General features: G+C 69.5%; 15 protein-coding genes and 2 rRNA genes. 10 read left to right on the forward strand and 7 right to left on the reverse strand.

Translation table 11 applies throughout. The annotated features are described in order from the left end of the window. The 3 genes from ACFXAZ_RS36490 to ACFXAZ_RS36500 form a co-directional block, all read left to right on the forward strand. Positions 1-429: ribosomal RNA gene (locus ACFXAZ_RS36490) — 23S ribosomal RNA — on the forward strand; the annotation flags it as partial. Positions 430-518: 89 nt separating this feature from the next. Next, a 5S ribosomal RNA gene (rrf, locus tag ACFXAZ_RS36495) occupies positions 519-635 on the forward strand. Positions 636-736: 101 nt separating this feature from the next. Then, a complete protein-coding gene (locus tag ACFXAZ_RS36500; RefSeq protein ID WP_384600382.1) occupies positions 737-1,333 on the forward strand; it encodes a GNAT family N-acetyltransferase in 597 nt (198 codons plus the stop codon). A 27-nt stretch (positions 1,334-1,360) separates the two neighbouring features. Here the strand turns inward: ACFXAZ_RS36500 and ACFXAZ_RS36505 are convergent, their stop codons facing one another. Continuing rightward, positions 1,361-2,284, reverse strand: coding sequence for an NmrA family NAD(P)-binding protein (locus ACFXAZ_RS36505; protein ID WP_384600385.1), 924 nt, complete (start codon positions 2,282-2,284; stop codon positions 1,361-1,363). Positions 2,285-2,389: 105 nt separating this feature from the next. Between ACFXAZ_RS36505 and ACFXAZ_RS36510 the strand changes: the two genes are divergently transcribed. After that, entirely contained in the window at positions 2,390-2,968 is a 579-nt protein-coding gene (locus ACFXAZ_RS36510) for a TetR/AcrR family transcriptional regulator (protein WP_384600388.1), read from the forward strand. Between the two features lie 29 nt (positions 2,969-2,997). Here ACFXAZ_RS36510 and ACFXAZ_RS36515 read toward each other — a convergent pair whose 3' ends face one another. The 6 genes from ACFXAZ_RS36515 to ACFXAZ_RS36540 form a co-directional block, all read right to left on the reverse strand. Then, positions 2,998-4,524 (reverse strand): type IV secretory system conjugative DNA transfer family protein, encoded by a 1,527-nt coding sequence (locus tag ACFXAZ_RS36515; RefSeq protein ID WP_384600391.1) that lies wholly within the window; start codon positions 4,522-4,524, stop codon positions 2,998-3,000. Between the two features lie 36 nt (positions 4,525-4,560). Beyond that, positions 4,561-5,970 carry an ATP-binding protein gene (locus ACFXAZ_RS36520; RefSeq protein WP_382683793.1) on the reverse strand — a complete coding sequence of 470 codons (1,410 nt, stop codon included), beginning with the start codon at positions 5,968-5,970 and terminating at the stop codon, positions 4,561-4,563. 8 nt (positions 5,971-5,978) lie between these two features. Then, positions 5,979-7,535 (reverse strand): SCO6880 family protein, encoded by a 1,557-nt coding sequence (locus tag ACFXAZ_RS36525; protein ID WP_384600395.1) that lies wholly within the window; start codon positions 7,533-7,535, stop codon positions 5,979-5,981. Further along, entirely contained in the window at positions 7,532-8,881 is a 1,350-nt protein-coding gene (locus tag ACFXAZ_RS36530; RefSeq protein ID WP_384600398.1) for a hypothetical protein, read from the reverse strand. Before ACFXAZ_RS36530 ends, ACFXAZ_RS36525 begins: the two co-directional genes overlap by 4 nt. After that, a complete protein-coding gene (locus tag ACFXAZ_RS36535; protein ID WP_384600401.1) occupies positions 8,871-9,722 on the reverse strand; it encodes a hypothetical protein in 852 nt (283 codons plus the stop codon). Before ACFXAZ_RS36535 ends, ACFXAZ_RS36530 begins: the two co-directional genes overlap by 11 nt. 317 nt (positions 9,723-10,039) lie before the next feature. Then, positions 10,040-10,348, reverse strand: coding sequence for a hypothetical protein (locus ACFXAZ_RS36540; RefSeq protein ID WP_384600404.1), 309 nt, complete (start codon positions 10,346-10,348; stop codon positions 10,040-10,042). A gap of 748 nt (positions 10,349-11,096) precedes the next feature. On the opposite strand from ACFXAZ_RS36540, the gene ACFXAZ_RS36545 reads away from it, so the two are divergent. From ACFXAZ_RS36545 to pstB, 6 genes are all read left to right on the forward strand, one after another. Next, complete coding sequence (locus tag ACFXAZ_RS36545; RefSeq protein ID WP_384600422.1) at positions 11,097-12,044, forward strand: NlpC/P60 family protein; 948 nt, start codon at positions 11,097-11,099, stop codon at positions 12,042-12,044. Positions 12,045-12,309: 265 nt separating this feature from the next. Further along, the gene (locus tag ACFXAZ_RS36550; RefSeq protein WP_384600407.1) at positions 12,310-13,026 is read left to right on the forward strand and encodes a phosphatase PAP2 family protein; all 717 of its coding nucleotides are present in this window, start codon (positions 12,310-12,312) and stop codon (positions 13,024-13,026) included. Positions 13,027-13,718: 692 nt separating this feature from the next. After that, positions 13,719-14,846, forward strand: coding sequence for a phosphate ABC transporter substrate-binding protein PstS (gene pstS / locus ACFXAZ_RS36555; RefSeq protein WP_384600410.1), 1,128 nt, complete (start codon positions 13,719-13,721; stop codon positions 14,844-14,846). Between the two features lie 132 nt (positions 14,847-14,978). Beyond that, entirely contained in the window at positions 14,979-15,986 is a 1,008-nt protein-coding gene (gene pstC / locus ACFXAZ_RS36560; RefSeq protein ID WP_384600413.1) for a phosphate ABC transporter permease subunit PstC, read from the forward strand. Further along, on the forward strand, positions 15,983-17,047 hold the full coding sequence (pstA, locus tag ACFXAZ_RS36565) for a phosphate ABC transporter permease PstA (protein ID WP_384600416.1): 1,065 nt from the start codon (positions 15,983-15,985) through the stop codon (positions 17,045-17,047). The genes pstC and pstA overlap by 4 nt, the downstream gene beginning before the upstream one ends. A 44-nt stretch (positions 17,048-17,091) precedes the next feature. Next, positions 17,092-17,868 (forward strand): phosphate ABC transporter ATP-binding protein PstB, encoded by a 777-nt coding sequence (pstB, locus tag ACFXAZ_RS36570; protein ID WP_384600419.1) that lies wholly within the window; start codon positions 17,092-17,094, stop codon positions 17,866-17,868. The last annotated feature ends 195 nt before the right edge of the window (positions 17,869-18,063 follow it).

Consider the following 18,063-nt stretch of genomic DNA (forward strand, 5'->3'; position numbering starts at 1 on the left):
GTCCATATCGACGGGATGGTTTGGCACCTCGATGTCGGCTCGTCGCATCCTGGGGCTGGAGTCGGTCCCAAGGGTTGGGCTGTTCGCCCATTAAAGCGGTACGCGAGCTGGGTTTAGAACGTCGTGAGACAGTTCGGTCCCTATCCGCTGTGCGCGTAGGAGTCTTGAGAAGGGCTGTCCCTAGTACGAGAGGACCGGGACGGACGAACCTCTGGTGTGCCAGTTGTCCTGCCAAGGGCATGGCTGGTTGGCTACGTTCGGGAGGGATAACCGCTGAAAGCATCTAAGCGGGAAGCCTGCTTCGAGATGAGGACTCCCACCCCCTTGAGGGGGTAAGGCTCCCAGTAGACGACTGGGTTGATAGGCCGGATCTGGAAGCACGGTAACGTGTGGAGGTGACCGGTACTAATAGGCCGAGGGCTTGTCCTCAGTTGCTCGCGTCCACTGTGTTGGTTCTGAAACCACGAACAACCCCATCCCACGGCTACGGGGTGGTGCGGTTGAGTGTTTCATAGTGTTTCGGTGGTTTTAGCGTGAGGGAAACGCCCGGTTACATTCCGAACCCGGAAGCTAAGCCTTACAGCGCCGATGGTACTGCAGGGGGGACCCTGTGGGAGAGTAGGACGCCGCCGAACAAATATTGGGAAAACCCCGCATCCTCGGATGCGGGGTTTTCTGCGTTTGCGGGTGGTATTCCAGGTGAGGGGCGTGGTGCTCGGGTACTACCGTGGCCCGTATGAGCACCGACACCGATCAGCGGACCGACAGCGAAGAGCGGTATGTCGTCCGGGCCATTCGGGCCGACGAGTGGCCCGCGCTGAGGGAGCTGCGGCTGGCCGCGCTGCGGGATCCGGTGGCGCACCTCGCGTTCCTGGAGACGTACGAGCAGGCGGCAGCCCGGCCCGAGTCGTTCTGGCGGCAGCGGGCGCAGAGCGCGGCCGAGGGGGCCGACGGGGCCCGGCAGGTGATCGCGCAGGGGCCGGACGGGGCGTGGGTCGGCTCGGTGACCGTGCTGATCGAGGAGGCGGGGACCACGGACTGGGCCGGGTTCCCGGTCGAGCGGCGGCAAGGGCATCTGGTCGGGGTGTTCATGCGGCCCGAGCACCGTGGATGTGGACTGACCGAGCTGCTCTTCGACGAGGCGCTGAGCTGGGCCTGGCGGCAGGCGGTGGAGCGGGTGCGGTTGATTGTGCATGAGGAGAACGGGCGGGCTCGGGCGTTGTACCGGCGGGTGGGGTTTGTGCCCAGTGGGGTGACGGTGCCGGTGGTGAGAAACGGGGGAACGGGGGAAACGGGGGACGTGGAGTTGGAGTATGTGCTGGAGCGGCCCTGAGTGGGGGCTGGGGTCGTACCTCCCCGCTCAGGCGGTGGTCCGCAGATGTTCGTGTGCCCACTCTTCGAAGCTGGTCAGGTCGATGCCCAGTGCGCGGGCGAACTGTGGCCGGGCCGGCTGGCCGACGACCTCCATGAACTCGTGCGTGGCACCCATGTCTCCCATTCCGGCGGCGCGGGCCTGTTCCTCGGTCATGTCCGGGGCGGTCAGCGGGACGCCCAGGGCGCGGGAGAGGATCTCGGCGATTTCGGTCATGGTCAGGTAGTCGCTGGTGAGTTCCAGTTCCACTCGGTGGAACTCGGCGGGGGCGGACAGGGCCGCCGCCGCGGCTCGGCCCACGTCCTTGGCCGCTACGAGTGCCAGGTGGGTGCTCGGTTTGACGACGGTGACCAGGCCCCCTTCGACGCCACGGGGGAAGTAGAACCGCATGGCCGGCTCGAAGTTCTCCATGAAGAACGACGGCTTGAGCAATGTCCAGTAGGGGAAGTCGAGTTCGCGCAGCCGGTCCTGGATCGCCGCCTTGGTGCCGAGCGGGACTTCCAACACCGCCCACCGTCCTTCGGCCCAGCCCGGGGCCTCGACATGCTGTCCCACGCCGCTGGTGGAGGACTGGACGAACTGCTCCACACCGGCGGCCCGCGCGGTCGTCATGAGGTTGTCCGCCTGGCTGACCTCGCCGGCGAAGTCGAACCCCTGCCCGGTGTATGCGGGCATCTGCACGGAGAAGACGGCCCGCACGCCGTCCATGGCCGCCTCAAGGGTCGCGGGTTCGGTGAGATCGCCCACGAACAGGCTGGCGCCGAGTTCTTCGACGGCCCGTGCACGCGGTGTGCTCGGGTCGCGCACCAGCGCGCGCACCGGTGTTCCCTGCGCGAGCAGGGCGCGGGCGGTGGCGCCGCCTTGGCGGCCAGTGGCACCGGCGACGAGGACCGGTGTTGCGGCAGTGGTCATGTGTATGTCTCCTCGGTGGTCACGCACAGCACAAACGGCGGGGCCCGCCGTTTCGCGTTCGCTACAATACGGCGGGGCCCGCCACTTATCAATGTTGGGGAGATCATGACCGGCCAGCGCTCGGACGCCCGCCGCAACTACACGCACATCCTCGCCGTGGCCGAGGCCGAGGTGGCGGCCCGAGGGGCCCAGGCATCCCTGGAGCAGATCGCCCGCGTCGCAGGCGTCGGATCGGCTACCGTGCGGCGCCACTTCCCCACCCGCAAAGCCCTGCTCGAAGCCGTCTTCAAACAGCGCGTCGATGACCTGTGCGATCGCGCTCGTACGCTCTGCGGCGAGCACGACAGCCGCGCCGCGCTGGTGGAATGGCTGCGCGAGCTGCTCGCCTACTCACTCGCCGCACGCGGTCTGGCGGACGTCCTCTCCTACCAGCCCCTCCAGGACGAGGCCACCCCGGACTCCTGCGCGCCGGCCATCGGTGCGGCAGGCGCCTTGCTGCTGCGCAGGGCCATCGACGATCAGACTGTCCGGGCGGACATCACCATCGACGATCTGCTCACACTGATCGTCGGAATCGCCCTGGCCACCGAGAGTTACACCGACCCGGCGGAGCAGGCGGACCGCGCCTTCCGGCTCGTCGTCGCGGGCCTCGGCACCGATCCCCTCGGATCCGATGACGGCTGATGACGGGGCTCGCTGACAGGCGGCTGCCCCTACCGCACCGGAAGTTCCTCCCCCGGCCAGCGCGAGCGGGCCTGTTCGCGGGAGCGGAGCAGGGCGAGGGTGGGCAGGCCGCGGTCCGTGCCGTGGGTGAGCAGTGCGGGCAGGGCCGGGATGGGGGCGACGGCGGCGATGTCGTCCAGGACCAGGGTCAGTGGTGGGTCGAGGCGACCGGAGGATGACCGTTCGGCCATGCGCCGGCCGCGCTCGACCACGCTGGAGACGAGGGCCGTCAGCAGGGGCATCGCGGCGGGATTGGCCCTGGGGTCCTCGATGGATTCACCGACCACATAGAGCGTGCCCCCTTCGTGCACAAAGGAATCCAGCGCGAGGGCATCGGCTCGATTCGGTGTGCACGCCTCCCGGACATTCACCGTGAACAGGGACGAGAGGGCACGGCCCGCCAACTCCTGCGCTATGTCACGGCGTTCGGGGTGCGAGGTGAGCGCGGCCTCCAGTTCGCCCGCCGCGCCGGGCGCCGCCTTGGGGTGGGTACGCAGGGTCCGTACCGCGTCCTGGATCTGGTTGCCCTGCGCCCAGCGGTGGACATGGCGGACCGTGCGGCCGTCCAGGGCGGCGGCGTGCAGACAGCTGCGCAGCAGGGTCTCGGCGGTGTCGGCGACGGCCTGGTCCAGCTTGGCGGTCGGTCTGACCGGCGCGAGCAGCGCGGTGGCCCGCTCGGCCGCCGTCGCCTTGTCCTCGCAGCCCGCGGTGGGGGACCAGTGGAGGCGGGCCGGGGTGTCGCAGCGGTGGGTGGGGTCGTAGAGGAGGACCGGGCCGAGTTTGGCGCGGGCGTCCTTGGTGTCCTGCCAGACGGCCGGGTCGGAGGTGACGACCAGCGCCGCGCCCTCTGCGTCGCGGACCGCCTGGGCGGCGGTGGTGCGGCGGCGCTCGGGGGGTTCGAAGAGGAGGGCGTCCCGGACGGGTTGCTCCCAGAGGGACTTGTCCATGGCCGGCTGGTCCACCGTCGGCTTGGCAACGGTCGGATTGTCCGTGGGGGACTTGTCCAAGGAGGGGCCGGTCGAGGTGGGGTGAAGCGGTGGGGTCGGTGCCGGTTCCGGGGCCGGTCTGGGGGTGGGGACGTCGTACGTGCGCTGTGCGGCGGGGGGCGCCGCCTCCTTCGTAGCCGCTGCCCGTGCCTCCGTGCGTCTGCGGTCGCGGCCTGCCTTCCAGCGGGCCGTCGTGCCGAGGACGAACACCGTCAGGACGACCAGCACCATCAGCTGGCCGATGAACAGGCCCCAGAACAGGCCGTACCCGGTCAGCTGGGTCGCCGGGGTGTCGGGCCAGGCGCCCGCGATGTCGTGCGGCTCGGCGACGAGTTGGCGTATTGCCAGGGGCGTACGGCCGAAGGTGACGCCCTGGGGCCAGGCGCCGTGGGTGAAGAGGCCGGCCAGGCCGGTCGCCGTCCAGACCAGCACGGTCATGCCGAGCAGGAAGGCGAGCAGGCCGACCAGCAGGCCGTCCGGGATGCCGCCCTGGCCGTCCCGGCCGTCCTGACGGTGATCGTCGCGTCGCACGCCGCCGCCCTCCTTGCCTGTGCCTTGCTCGTTGCGCTACGCCACCGTCGACTCGGAGTCGCCGAGGTGCTGTTCCACGAAGGCCGCCGCCCGCTCCTCGGCCTCCAGTTCGGCGGCGCGCAGGGCGTCGTCGGCGAAGTCGGCGGAGGACTGGGTCATCGCGCGGTCGGTGAAGACCAGCGGGCGTTCGCTCTCGCTGATCAGATGCTTGACGACCTGGACATTGCCGTTGACGTCCCAGACGGCGATGCCCGGGGTGAGCGTGGGGATGATCTCCACGGCCCAGCGGGGCAGCCCGAGCACCTTGCCGGTGGCCCGGGCCTCGTCCGCCTTCTGGGCGTAGACGGTCCGGGTGGACGCCATTTTGAGGATCGCCGCGGCCTCCTTGGCCGCCGCCCCGTCCACCACGTCGGAGAGATGGTGGACCACGGCGACGAAGGACAGACCCAGGCGCCGCCCGAACTTCAGCAGGCGCTGGAAGAGCTGCGCCACGAACGGGCTGTTGATGATGTGCCAGGCTTCCTCGACCAGGAAGATGCGCTTCTTGCGGTCGGGGCGGATCCAGGTGTGCTCCAGCCACACGCCGACGATCGCCATCAGGATGGGCATGGCGATGGAGTTGCGGTCGATGTGGGAGAGGTCGAAGACGATCAGGGGCGCGTCGAGGTCGATGCCGACCGTGGTCGGGCCGTCGAACATGCCGCGCAGGTCGCCGTCCACCAGCCGGTCCAGCACCAGGGCGACGTCCAGGCCCCAGGCGCGTACGTCGTCTATGTCGACGTTCATCGCCTCGGCGGACTCCGGTTCGGGGTGGCGCAGCTGTTCCACGATGTCGGTGAGGACCGGCTGGCGTTCCACGATCGTCTCGTTGACGTAGGCGTGGGCGACCTTGAGGGCGAAGCCGGAGCGTTCGTCCAGGCCGTGGCCCATGGCGACTTCGATGATCGTGCGGAGCAGGGCGAGCTGGCCGGTGGTGGTGATGGCCGGGTCGAGGGGGTTGAGGCGGATTCCCATGTCCAGGGCGGCCGTCGGGTCCAGGCGGATGGGTGTTATTCCCAGCTCCTGGGCGATGAGGTTCCATTCACCGACGCCGTCCTCGCCCTGGGCGTCCAGGACGACGACCTGGCGGTCCCTGAAGCGGAGCTGGCGCAGGACGTACGTCTTCTCCAGCGCCGACTTGCCGTTGCCGGACTCGCCCAGGACCAGCCAGTGGGGGGCGGGGAGCTGCTGGCCGTAGAGCTGGAAGGGGTCGTAGATATAGCCCTTGCCGGAGTACACCTCGCGGCCGATGATCACGCCGGAGTCGCCGAGGCCGGGCGCGGCGGTCGGCAGATAGACCGCCTGGGCCTGGCCCGTGGACGTGCGCACCGGGAGCCGGGTGGTCTCGACCTTCCCGAAGAGGAAGGACGTGAAGGCGTCGGTGAGGACGGACAGCGGGTCCCGCATCTGTGGGCCTACCTTCGGATGCCGGTGGCGAACGGGAGGGTGTTCACAAAGGCCCGGTGGTGCTCGCGGTCGCACCACTCCAGCTTCAGATACGACTTTCCGGCCGAGGCCCTTATCGTCCGCTTGTCGCGGTTGAGGGCCTCCGGGGAGCGGGAGGAGACCGTGATGTAGCCGACCAGGTTGACGCCGGCGGCGCCGCTGGCGAGGTCGTCGCCGCGCTGGTCGAGCCGGTCGTGGGCGGCGATGTCGCGGGGGTCGACGGTGCGGTTCATCTTGGCGGCGCGGGAGGCCTCGGCGACGTCGTTGGTCTTCTCGGTGAGCATCCGCTCGATGGCGACCTCGGTGGGTTCGAGGTCCATGGTGACGGCGACCGTGCGGATCACGTCCGGGGTGTGGACGAGGAGGGGGGCGAGGAAATTGACGCCGACGGGGGTCATCGGCCATTCCTTCACCCAGGCCGTGGCGTGGCACCAGGGCTCGCGGGTGCTGGACTCGCGGGTCTTGGCCTGGAGGTAGGTCGGCTCCATGGCGTCCAGCTCGGCCGGCCAGGCGTTGCGCTTGGTCATGGCCTGGATGTGGTCGATGGGGTGGTCCGGGTCGTACATGGAGTGCACGAGGGAGGCGAGCCGGCCCTGGCCGAGCGGCTGGCGGACCCGGATGTCGGCCTCCTGGAGCCGGGAGCAGATGTCGGTCAGCTCACGGGCCATGACGACGGCGAGTCCGGCGTCGCGGTCGGCCTTGCCGCCGCGCGGGCGGGCCGCGCGGGCCATGGCCTGGGCCTCGGCCGCGAGTTCGCGGGTGTAGTGCATACAGGCCACGAGGTAGGCGCGGTGCTGCTCGCTGCTGGTGGAGACCATGGAGCTGAGCTGTTCGTACGATTCCTGGAGCCAGATCGGCGATTTCTCGTCGCCGCGTACGGAGACGTCCTTGGCGTGGGCGTCGGGGTCGGCGGGCAGGGTGCGGGCGAGCATCTGGAGGCGGGTGACGAAGCCGTCGCCGTTGGCCACGTGCTTGAGGAGGGTGCCGAAGCGGTCGACGAGGGCTTCCTGGTCCTCGCTGTCGCGCAGGCCGACGCCGGGGCCCTCGATCTCGATGGCGGCGGTGACGGTCTTGCGGTCGGCGTGCAGCAGGACGGCGATCTCGTCCGGGCCGAACGGGGCGGCGAGCCAGGTGATGCGCCCGATGCCGGGGGGCGGGCCGATCTCCACCTCGCGGCCGTCGACGCGGGTGCCCGCCTCGATCACGCCGGAGCGGTAGGCGGTGCCCGCGCGCAGGCTGCGTTTGTAGCTGCGGTTGATCTCGAACCACTTGTAGAAGGTGCGGCGCTTGTAGGGCACGTAGACCACGGCGAGCGCGATCATGGGCAGGCCCGTGAGCAGCACGATCCGCAGGGAGAGCACGGGGACCAGGAGCCCGCACATCATGCCGAGGAACGCGCCCGCGATGATCAGCGCGATCTCTCCGGTCTCGCGGTTGCGGCCGACGATCGCGTTCGGCCGGGCGCGGCCGATGAGATACGTACGGCGGGGCGTGATCGGATGGGACAGATGGGACTCGGTCGTCAACGCCCTTCACCTCCCGTGCGGTTGTTGCTGCTGTTGCGGTTGTTGCTGGCGTGAGGTGAGTTCACCGGGCTGGACGAGCGCGGGGCCGGGGCGGCGGGGGCCGGTCCGCCGCCCGAGGGGGTGCGGGTGCTGTGCGCGGCGACCCCGCCGGCGGCCTGGTTGGCCGGGCGGGGGGTGCTGCCGCCGGACTGGCCGCCGCCCTGGTCGGCGCGGGTGCTGTGGGTCTTGATGCCCTGGGCGACCAGGGTGGCCGGGGAGCTGATCACGGCGGCGGCCTTGCCTTCGGCGCCCTGCATGATCCGGTTGTTGCGGGAGCCGGCGAGTTCGTCGCCGAAGCCGGGCACGAAGCGGTAGATCATCGCGGACGCGAAGATGGCGAGCAGGATGATGGCGAGGCCGGAGACGACGGCGGAGAAGGCGTCGGGCCCGTCGTCGGCGGAGAGCGCGCCGGCCAGGCCCAGGACGATCACGATGACCGGTTTCACCAGGATGACGGCGATCATGATGCCGGCCCAGCGGCGGACGTGGCTCCACAGGTTCTTGTCGACGAGTCCGGCGTAGACGACCGTGCCGAGCAGGGCTCCGACGTAGAGCAGGGCGGCGCGCAGGACCAGTTCCAGCCAGAGCACTCCGGCGGCGACGATCGACACCAGGGAGACGACGATCAGCATGATCGGGCCGCCGCCGATGTCCTCGCCCTTCTCCAGGGCGGAGGCGAAGTTGCCGAAGAAGACGTCGGTCTGGTCGCCGGTGGCACCGGCCATGGCCTCGCTGATGCCGTCGGTCGCGGAGACCACGGTGTAGAGGATCAGCGGGGTGAAGGCGGAGGCCAGGACGGTCAGCCACAGGAACCCGATGGCCTCGCCGACGGCGGTGGCGAACGGCACGCCGCGCACCGCGCGCTTGGCGACGGCCAGCAGCCACAGCAGCAGGGTGAGGATGGTGGACGCGGCGAAGACCACGGCGTACTGCTGGAGGAACCGGGCGTTGGTGAAGTCGACGTTGGCCGTGTCCTGCACGGCGTCGCTGAGCTTGTTCACCGTCCAGGAGGCGGCGTCGGCGCAGCCTTGGGCGAGGGAGGTGAGGGGGTCGAGGGTGGAATCGGGTTCGAGGGTCGTGGTACCGCTGCTGCCGGTGCCGCGCTCGCAATACTCGCGGGCCTCGCCGGAGATCAGGTCGCAGTCCGTCGGGGAAGGGGACGGGGACGGGCTGGGCGACCCGGAGGGATCGGTGGACGGGGTCGGCGGGGGCGCGGCCATGGCCCGGGTGGCGGTCAGGACCAGTGCGGTCTGTACGGCCGCCACGACGCCGGCGAGCCTGAGCGCGCGCTGCGGGTTACCGGGCATACGTGAACCCTCCGTACTCCTCGATGGCCTTGCTGATCTCGTCGGAGGTGGCGGCTCTGTCGTCGCCGGGGACCGGGGCGGGGCCGTCGGTCTGGGTGTCCTCGGCGATCTTCCAGTCGCCGCCGGTCCAGCGCAGATCGAAGGTCCAGGTCTGCCAGGTCGAGGTCACGGGGTCGGTGGAGCGCTCGCCGGACATGCCGGTCAGGCCGAGGTACCAGACGGCGACCTTGGCGCCGGTGTCCGTGTACTCCTCGGCGGTGGTGCCGATCGGGACCACGCGGGAGACGAAGGTGGAACCCTCGGGCGGATCGCCGTTCGCGTCGAGGCCCATGGAGCCGAGGAAGTCGGCGGAGTAGGCCTGGTCCATCGGGCCCTTGAGGCGGGCCGCGGCCTCCGGGGTGAACAGTGCGTCGACCAGGGCGTGGCGGCTGTCCGTGTGGAACATGCTGGTCGAGCCCAGCGCCACCGCGAAGTTCGCCGCCGCGCTCTGTGCCCCCTGCTCGCTGCGGGCGTAGCCGGTGGGGATGCCGTTGGTCTCGGACCGGACCGGGTCGGTGCCGGTCGGGGCCGTGGCCGTGGTGTCGGGTGGGGCGGCGCTGTCGGCGGAGTCGGCGGAATCGCCGCCTCCACGGTTCGCGAAGGCGATCGCGGCGATCAGCAGGACGACCACGCCGACGACGGTGACGAGGCTTCTGGAGGAGGAGCGGCCGGTGCGCCGGGCGCCGCCGTAGGGTCCGGACTCGGGCAGCCGGGTGCGGGTGGAGCCGCTGCCGCCGTACTCGTCGGAGGCGTCCTGGCGTGTGGAGTCGCCGTAGCCGCCCTGGTCATCCCCGAGGCTCATGTCGCGTGTGCCCCCTCGACTCGGTCGCCGTCACCGTCGTGGTTGTCGTGGTTGAAGAAGCCGTGCCCGAGGGAGTCGTGCCGAACACGCCGAACACGCCGAAGGCACGGCCCCGGATACGACGGTAGCCGGGCGGGTCGGCGCGCGGGCGCGGTGTGGTGACTCGACATCAGGGAAACGCAACCTCAGCCGGTGGGCACGACGGGTGGGTGGGGTGGAGGGGACCGGGCGTGCCCGGACGGGACTGGGGACTGGCTGTGCGTCGGGTGGGCCGTGTGCCGCGTGGGGTGCGGGCGCGGGGCCCTGCGGTGGCGGGGCTACACGGCCATGCCGTACACGATCGTGAACAAGGTGCCCAGGGAACCGATGATGAAGACCCCGGTGAGGCCGGCGATGATCAGGCCCTTGCCCTGTTCGGCGCTGAAGGTGTCGCGCAGGGCCGTGGCGCCGATGCGCTGCTTGGCCGCGCCCCAGATGGCGATGCCCAGACAGATGAGGATGGCGACCGCCATCACCACCTCGATCATCACCCTGGCCTCGTTGCCCAGGCTGCCGAAGGGGCCCCAGTCCGGAGCGATCCCGCCGATGATGGTGTTGATGTCTCCGGTTTCGGCCGCAAAGAGCATGTAAGTCACCGCCCCTGGTGGGTTGTTCTTGCTTTCCCCTGCGGAGTGCAGAGTTCAGGCATCATTCTCGCCGACGATGACGCTCTCGTATGTCGACTTGGCGTCATCGGTTGGCGGGTTTCGTACGAATACCACGTATCGTCACTCTGTGTATCACGCCTGGTCACGCCGGGCAACGAAGTGGGAGCGGAACCTGTCGTGTGGTGCCGTCGTTGAGCCCTCTTACGGTTCGCGACTGTTCGTGACGGTCGGCCGGGTGAGGGGTCGCGCCCATGTTCTGGCGGGTGCAGGCTATCGCCGGGCGGGTGGGGTGTGATGACGCGGGGTCAGGGATGCGGGTGGGGCCAGGGGGGGCGCCGGTGGTGATCGCCGGTGCGGCGAGTTGCCTTGAAAAAACGGCTGGATTGTGTGGGTCGGCCTGGTGCCGGGGCGTCAGAAGGTGGGCGGGGCGGGGCGTTGGGGGTGTGCCGGTCGCGCGGGCGGTCGTTCTCGATGGCGAACCCTTTGCGCGCGGTGGGCGCACGGTCCGTGCGCGGGTCCGTGCGCCGGGGCGCGCCGTGCTCGTACGGTCCCTCGGCCGTGGCCCCTGTGGCGGGCGCGAAGAGGCCGGGATAATGGGCGACTCGACGGCAACGCGACGGCGACTCGGGCGGAACGGGCCTTGAACGGAGCCGGGATGGGGCAGGGTTGAGGCGTGCGGAAATGGTGGATCGGCGGCGGGATCGCGGTCGCGGTCGGGCTGAGCTTCATGATGGTGCTCGTCATCGGCGTGTATCTGATCGCCGGGACCGTCGCGGGCGGCGTCGGCAGTAGCGGCAAGGCGCTGGCCAAGGGTTCGGTGCCGGCCGCTTACCAGGCGTTGGTGCAGCAGTGGGGCAATCTCTGTCCCGCGATCAATCCGGCCCTGCTCGCCGCGCAGCTCTACCAGGAGAGCGGCTTCAACCCCACCGCGCAGTCCCCGGCGCAGGCGCAGGGGATAGCGCAGTTCATCCCCGGCACGTGGGCCAGCCACGGGATCGACGGGGACGGCGACGGCGACCGCGATGTGTGGGACCCGAAGGACGCGATCCCCTCGGCCGCCACCTACGACTGCACGCTGGCCGGCTATGTGAAGGATGTGCCGGGCAACGCCACCCACAACATGCTCGCCGCCTACAACGCGGGCGCGTACGCCGTCATCAGATACGGGGGCGTCCCGCCGTACGACGAGACCGAGAACTACGTGCAGGTCATCACGACCCTGGAGGAGAGCTTCGCGGCGCCCACCACGCGGGTCGATCCCTCCGAGCAGGCGGCCGGGGCCATCCACTACGCCCAGGGGAAGATCGGCACCCCTTATCTGTGGGGCGGCACCGGTACGGCGGCGCAGGGCGGGCGGTTCGACTGCTCGGGGCTGACGCAGGCGGCGTACGACAGTGTCGGGATCACGCTGCCCCGGGTGGCCAACGATCAGTACAACGCGGGGCCGCATCCGGCGCGCGACGAACTGCTCCCCGGTGACCTGGTGTTCTTCTCGGACGACCTCACCAACTCCCGGGCGATCCGCCATGTCGGGATCTATGTCGGCGGCGGGTACATGATCGACGCCCCGCGCACGGGTGCGCTGATCCGCTTCGACCCGATCGACACCCCGGACTACTTCGGGGCGACCCGGGTCACCGCGGACGGCGCGGCGGCCCTGCCGACGGACATCTGACGGAGATCCGACCACGATCCCACCGTGATCTGACGGGTTGACACTGAGCGTCAACCTGTCCCCTGAGCTGCGATGATGTATCTCTCTTCGATAACGTCTCAGTGATCATTCGGTGGAGTGCGGAACGTACGGACAACGGTCGTGCGTTCCTGACACCACGGGGGTGGAACAGCGGCGTGCGTCCGGCTCGTGTCCGGAGCGCGTGCGCTGCGATGAACGTAGAAGACCGAAGAAATCGAAGAAGACGACGAAGGGGCCGTTGCAGATGGCTGGACTCGCGCAATCCGGGTCGAACCCCGACGTCGAGCTGCTGTACGACATCAATGGCCTGGCCAAGGACGCCCCGCACTGGTTCGACCAGGTCATGGCGTATGTCGGTGAGTACGGACTCCTGCTCGCGTTGGTGCTGCTGGGACTCGGGTGCTGGTGGTCTCTCCGCCGGCGGTCGGCGAGCGCGGAGGAGGCGGTCTCCGGGGTCGCCGCCCTGATCTGGGCGCCGCTCGCGGCCGGGGTCGCGGTGCTGGTCAATGTGCCGATACGGGGGTTCGTGGAGCGGCGCCGGCCGTTCCTGGACCATCAGGGGCTTGAGGTGCTGGTCACCGGCAAGACCGACTTCTCGTTCGTGAGCGATCACGCGACCATCGCGATGGCGCTGGCCGTGGGGATCTTCGTCGCGCACCGGCGGTTCGGGCTGGTCGCGATCGGGGTCGCCCTGGTCGAGGGGTTCTGCCGGGTGTACATGGGGGTGCACTACCCGACCGACGTCGTGGGCGGACTGGCGCTGGGCACGGCGGTGGCGCTGCTGCTGTCGCCGGTGGCCACCGCGCTGCTGACGCCGGTGGTGCGGGCCATCGAGGCGTCGTCCCGGGTGGGGTTCCTGGTGCGGCGGCGGGCCTCGGGCGTCGAGACGGTGATTCCGGGGTCCCGGGGCGGGGACGCCGATGCGGACGCGCAGGCCAAGGAGAAGGATCTCGCGGCGTAGGGCTTCGCCGGGGCGGGTGGGGGCGCCGGTTGGGTTGTTGCCGGGGGCTGGTGCGGGTGGGTCGTGGTTGCTCGCGCAGTTCCCCGCGCCCCTTTCTCGCGCAGTTCCCCGCGCATCTTTGGGCTCGCGCAGTTCTCCGCGCCCCTTTGGGCTCGTGCAGTTCCCGCGCCTCTCTAGGGTCGCGCAGTTCCCCGCGCCCCTTTAGGAGGGTGGGCGCCGCCGCCTGATGGCGGGGGCTGTTGGCGGCGCCGGTGTTCGGGTGGAGCGAAAACGCGCCGGTTGCCGTGTGGGGGGCGGGGGCGCCCGAGGGTGTCGTGCCGGTGGGGCGGCTGGGGGTGGGGGCTGGTGTAGCGTCGGCGAGGGCTGCGTTGTTTGTCCCTTTTGGCTGCCGTGTGCGTTCACACCTTCTCCCCGTTTTCTCCCCTCTTTCTCCTCATCTCCCCTTCGCCCGCTCCTTCGTCGTTGTGCCCGGGGGCCGGAACCGTCACGTGCTCTCCCCGTGAGCATTCCGTGACCTAACCACAACGTCTATATGGGTTCACTCCCCGTTCACTTCTGGCCATAGGCGCCTTCACCTGATCTGCCTAATTTCGGCCTTACCGATGTGAGGTGCTCTCGAACTCGCGTCCGCATCGCACAGACTTCGCACGCCGCCGATTCAGGACGGCGGCTCCTGGAAGGAACTCCCGAAAGTGAAGCTTCAGCGCATGAACCGGCGGGCCCTCTCCCTCGGTGCTCTCGCCGTCTCCGGCGCCCTGGCCCTCACGGCGTGCGGCACGGACGACACCGGAAGCAGCGGCGGCGACAGCAGCTCGTCGGCGACCGCGGCGGCCGGCAGCATCCAGTGTGACGACGCCTCGGGCCAGATCCTCGCCGACGGCTCGTCCGCGCAGAAGAACGCCATCGACGCGTGGGTGAAGAACTTCACCCAGGCGTGCAGCGGCGTGCAGATCAACTACAAGGGCGGTGGCTCCGGCGCCGGTGTGACCGCGTTCACCCAGGGCACCGTCGCCTTCGCCGGTTCGGACTCCGCGCTGGAGCCCGAGGAGATCGAGGCCTCCAAGGAGGTCTGCTCCGGCGGCCAGGGCATCGACCTGCCGATGGTCGGCGGCCCGATCGCGGTCGGCTACAACGTCCCGGGTGTCGACAACCTGGTGCTGGACGCCCCGACCCTCGCCCAGATCTTCGACAACAAGATCACCAACTGGAACGACGAGGCCATCGCGAAGCTCAACCCCGACGCGACGCTGCCCGACCTGAAGATCCAGGCGTTCCACCGCTCCGAGGACTCCGGCACCACGGACAACTTCACCAAGTACCTGATCGAGACCACCCCCGACAACTGGAAGTACGAGGGCGGCAAGGCCTGGCAGGCCGAGGGCGGCCAGGCGGCCTCCGGTTCGTCCGGCATGGCCCAGCAGGTGAAGCAGAACTCCGGTGCCATCGGCTACATGGAGCTGTCCTACGCCAAGGACCTGTCCGTCGTCTCCGTCGACACGGGTGCCGCCGCTCCGGTCCCGGCCTCCGTCGACGGTGCCACCAAGGCCATCGCCGACGCCAAGGTCGTCGGCACCGGCAAGGACCTGGCCCTGGAGCTGAACTACGCCACCAAGGCCGACGGCGCCTACCCGATCACCCTGGTCACCTACGAGATCGTCTGCGACGCGGGCAACAACGCCGACACGCTGCCCGCCACCAAGGCCTTCCTGACCTACATCGCGAGCGAGGAGGGCCAGCAGGTCCTCGCCGAGAACGACTACGCCCCGATGCCGGCCGACATCATCTCCAAGGTCCGTACCACCGTTTCCGAACTGAGCTGACCCAGCGTGCGGTCCGGCCCCCGTCCACGGGGCCGGGCCGCACCGTCCGGTGCACCGCCGCCCGGAGCCGCTCACTGATCGCGGCTTCATCGAGCCGCCCATCAGGGACGGTTCCGCAGACCGGAGAACCCGATGGACATAACGACGAAGAACACCGACGCACCTCCCCCCACCCCACCGCCCACCCTCACCGAGCAGAAGCGCAACGCCCGCGGCGCCACCCGCCCCGGGGACCGCATCTTCCTGGCCCTCACCCGCGGGTCGGGCATTCTGCTGCTCGCCGTCATGGCCGCCATCGCCGGCTTCCTCGCCTGGCGCGCGTCCATCGCGATCAGCCAGGACGAGGGCAACTTCCTCACCACCTTCGAGTGGAACGCCAACCTCCAGCCGCCGGTCTTCGGTATCGCGGTGCTGGCCTTCGGCACCGTGGTGTCGTCGGTCATCGCCATGGCCATCGCGGTCCCGGTCGCCGTCGCCATCGCGCTGTTCCTCACCCACTACGCCCCGCGCAAGCTGAGCGGCCCCATCGCGTATGTGATCGACCTGCTCGCCGCCGTGCCGTCCATCGTGTACGGCCTGTGGGGCGCCCTGGTCCTGGTGCCGTACATGGACGGCCTGTTCGGCTGGCTGGACCGGTTCTTCGGCTGGACCGGCATCTTCGAGTGGCAGGGCGGCGCCCCGCGCTCGATGCTCACCGTCGGCATCCTGCTCGCCATCATGATCCTGCCGATCATCACCAACGTGAGCCGCGAGGTCTTCCGGCAGGTCCCGCAGATGCACGAGGAGGCGGCCCTGGCCCTCGGCGCCACGCGCTGGGAGGTCATCCGCATGGCCGTGCTGCCCTTCGGCCGCTCCGGTGTGATCTCCGCGTCGATGCTCGGCCTCGGCCGCGCGCTCGGCGAGACCATGGCCGTGGCGACCGTGCTGTCCCCGAGCTTCACCATCGGGGCCAGCCTGCTCGACCCGGGCGGCGGCACCTTCGCCCAGAACATCGCCAGCAAGTTCAGCGAGGCCACGCCGTTCGGCCGGGACGCGCTGATCGCCTCCGGCCTGGTCCTGTTCATCATCACCCTGCTGGTCAACGGCGCGGCCCGCGCGATCATCGCCCGCCGCAAGGAGTACTCGGGGGCCAACGCATGAGCCACTCAGCCGTCGTCACCGCCAAGAAGCCCGGCTCACTGCACGGTGGCAGCCTGCCGAAGTGGTCCCCGTGGGCCATCGCCGGCGCCTCCGTGGTCCTCGGCATCGGCATCGGGCTGATCGCCGGCCTGGACAGCCGGGTCCAGTGGGGCCTGATCGCCGCGATCCTGTTCCTCGTGCTCACCTTCGCCCTCGCCACCAAGGTCGAGGGCAAGCGCCAGGCCAAGGACCGGATCGCGACCGCGCTGGTCTGGGTCGCCTTCCTGCTCGCCGTGGTACCGCTGGCCTCCCTGGTGTGGGAGACGGTCAAGCGCGGCGTCAAGGTCCTCGACGTCTACTTCCTGACCCACTCCATGGGCGTGGTCGCCGACACCGAGGTGGGCGGTGGCGCGTACGCCGCCATCCTCGGCAGCCTGGAACAGGTCGGCCTCGCCACCCTGATAGGCGCCCCGATCGGTGTCTTCACCGCGATCTACCTGGTGGAGTACGGGCGGGGCAAGCTGGCCAAGGCCATCACCTTCTTCGTCGACGTCATGACGGGCATCCCGTCGATCGTCGCCGGTCTGTTCATCCTCAGCATCATGCTGATCTTCGACATGCAGCCATTCGGTTTCGCCGGCTCGCTCGCCCTGGCCATCCTGATGATGCCCGTGGTCGTCCGCTCCACCGAGGAGATGCTCAAGCTCGTACCCAACGAGCTGCGCGAGGCCTCGCTGGCGCTGGGCGTGCCCAAGTGGCGCACCATCCTGAAGGTGGTCCTGCCCACCGCCATCGGCGGCATCACCACCGGCATCATGCTGTCGGTCGCCCGTATCGCGGGCGAGACCGCCCCGGTGCTGCTGCTGGTGTTCGGCAACCCCTTCATCAACGCCAACCCGTTCGAAGGCGCACAGGCGTCGCTGCCGCTGTTCATCTACCAGCAGTACGCGAACAGTGCGGGTTCGGAGGCGGCGTACGACCGTGCCTGGGCGGCCTCGCTGACGCTCATCGCGTTCGTGATGATCCTGAACCTGCTGGCCCGCGGCATCGCCCGCTGGAAGGCCCCGAAGACCGGTCGCTGACGCGGCCACGAAGCGACCGATTTCCGAAAGAAGCAGTGATTTCCATGGCCAAACGCATCGATGTCAGCGGCCTCAGCGCCTACTACGGCTCCTTCCGGGCCATCGAGGACATCTCGATGACCGTCGAACCCCGCTCCGTCACGGCCTTCATCGGCCCGTCCGGCTGCGGCAAGTCCACGTTCCTGCGCACGCTCAACCGGATGCACGAGGTGACGCCCGGCGGCCGGGTCGAGGGCAAGGTCATGCTCGACGACGAGAACCTGTACGGGGCCGGGGTCGACCCGGTGGCCGTGCGGCGCGAGGTCGGCATGGTCTTCCAGCGGCCCAACCCGTTCCCCACCATGTCGGTGTACGACAACGTGGCGGCGGGCCTGCGGCTCAACGGCTCGTACAAGAAGTCCCAGCTGGACGGCATCGTCGAGAAGTCCCTCAAGGGCGCGAACCTCTGGAACGAGGTCAAGGACCGGCTGAACAAGCCGGGTTCGGGCCTGTCCGGCGGTCAGCAGCAGCGGCTGTGCATCGCCCGTGCCATCGCCGTCGAGCCCAATGTGCTGCTGATGGACGAGCCCTGCTCCGCCCTCGACCCGATCTCGACCCTCGCCATCGAGGACCTGATCGGTGAGCTGAAGGAGCAGTTCACGATTGTCATCGTGACGCACAACATGCAGCAGGCGGCGCGGGTGTCCGACCGGACGGCGTTCTTCAACCTCTCGGCGGTCGGGCAGCCCGGCAAGCTCATCGAGATAGACGACACCGAGCGGATCTTCTCCAACCCGTCCGTCCAGGCGACCGAGGACTACATCTCCGGCCGCTTCGGCTGATCCAGACCCCTCGCGGTGCTGCATGGCGGTGCCACCGTGAGGTAGAAGAGGGCCCGTCCCCTGCGGGGGGCGGGCCCGTTTCGTTGCGCCCCGGGGGGCGGGGGGTGTGGTGGTCTGGCGAGTGCGGCGTGGTGGGTGGCTGGTCGCGCAGTTCCCCGCGCCCCTAAAAGCAGGGGGTCCCCCGCGGGTTTCTTT

The sequence above is a fragment of the Streptomyces sp. NPDC059477 genome (genome assembly GCF_042749375.1).
Lineage (GTDB): Bacteria > Actinomycetota > Actinomycetes > Streptomycetales > Streptomycetaceae > Streptomyces.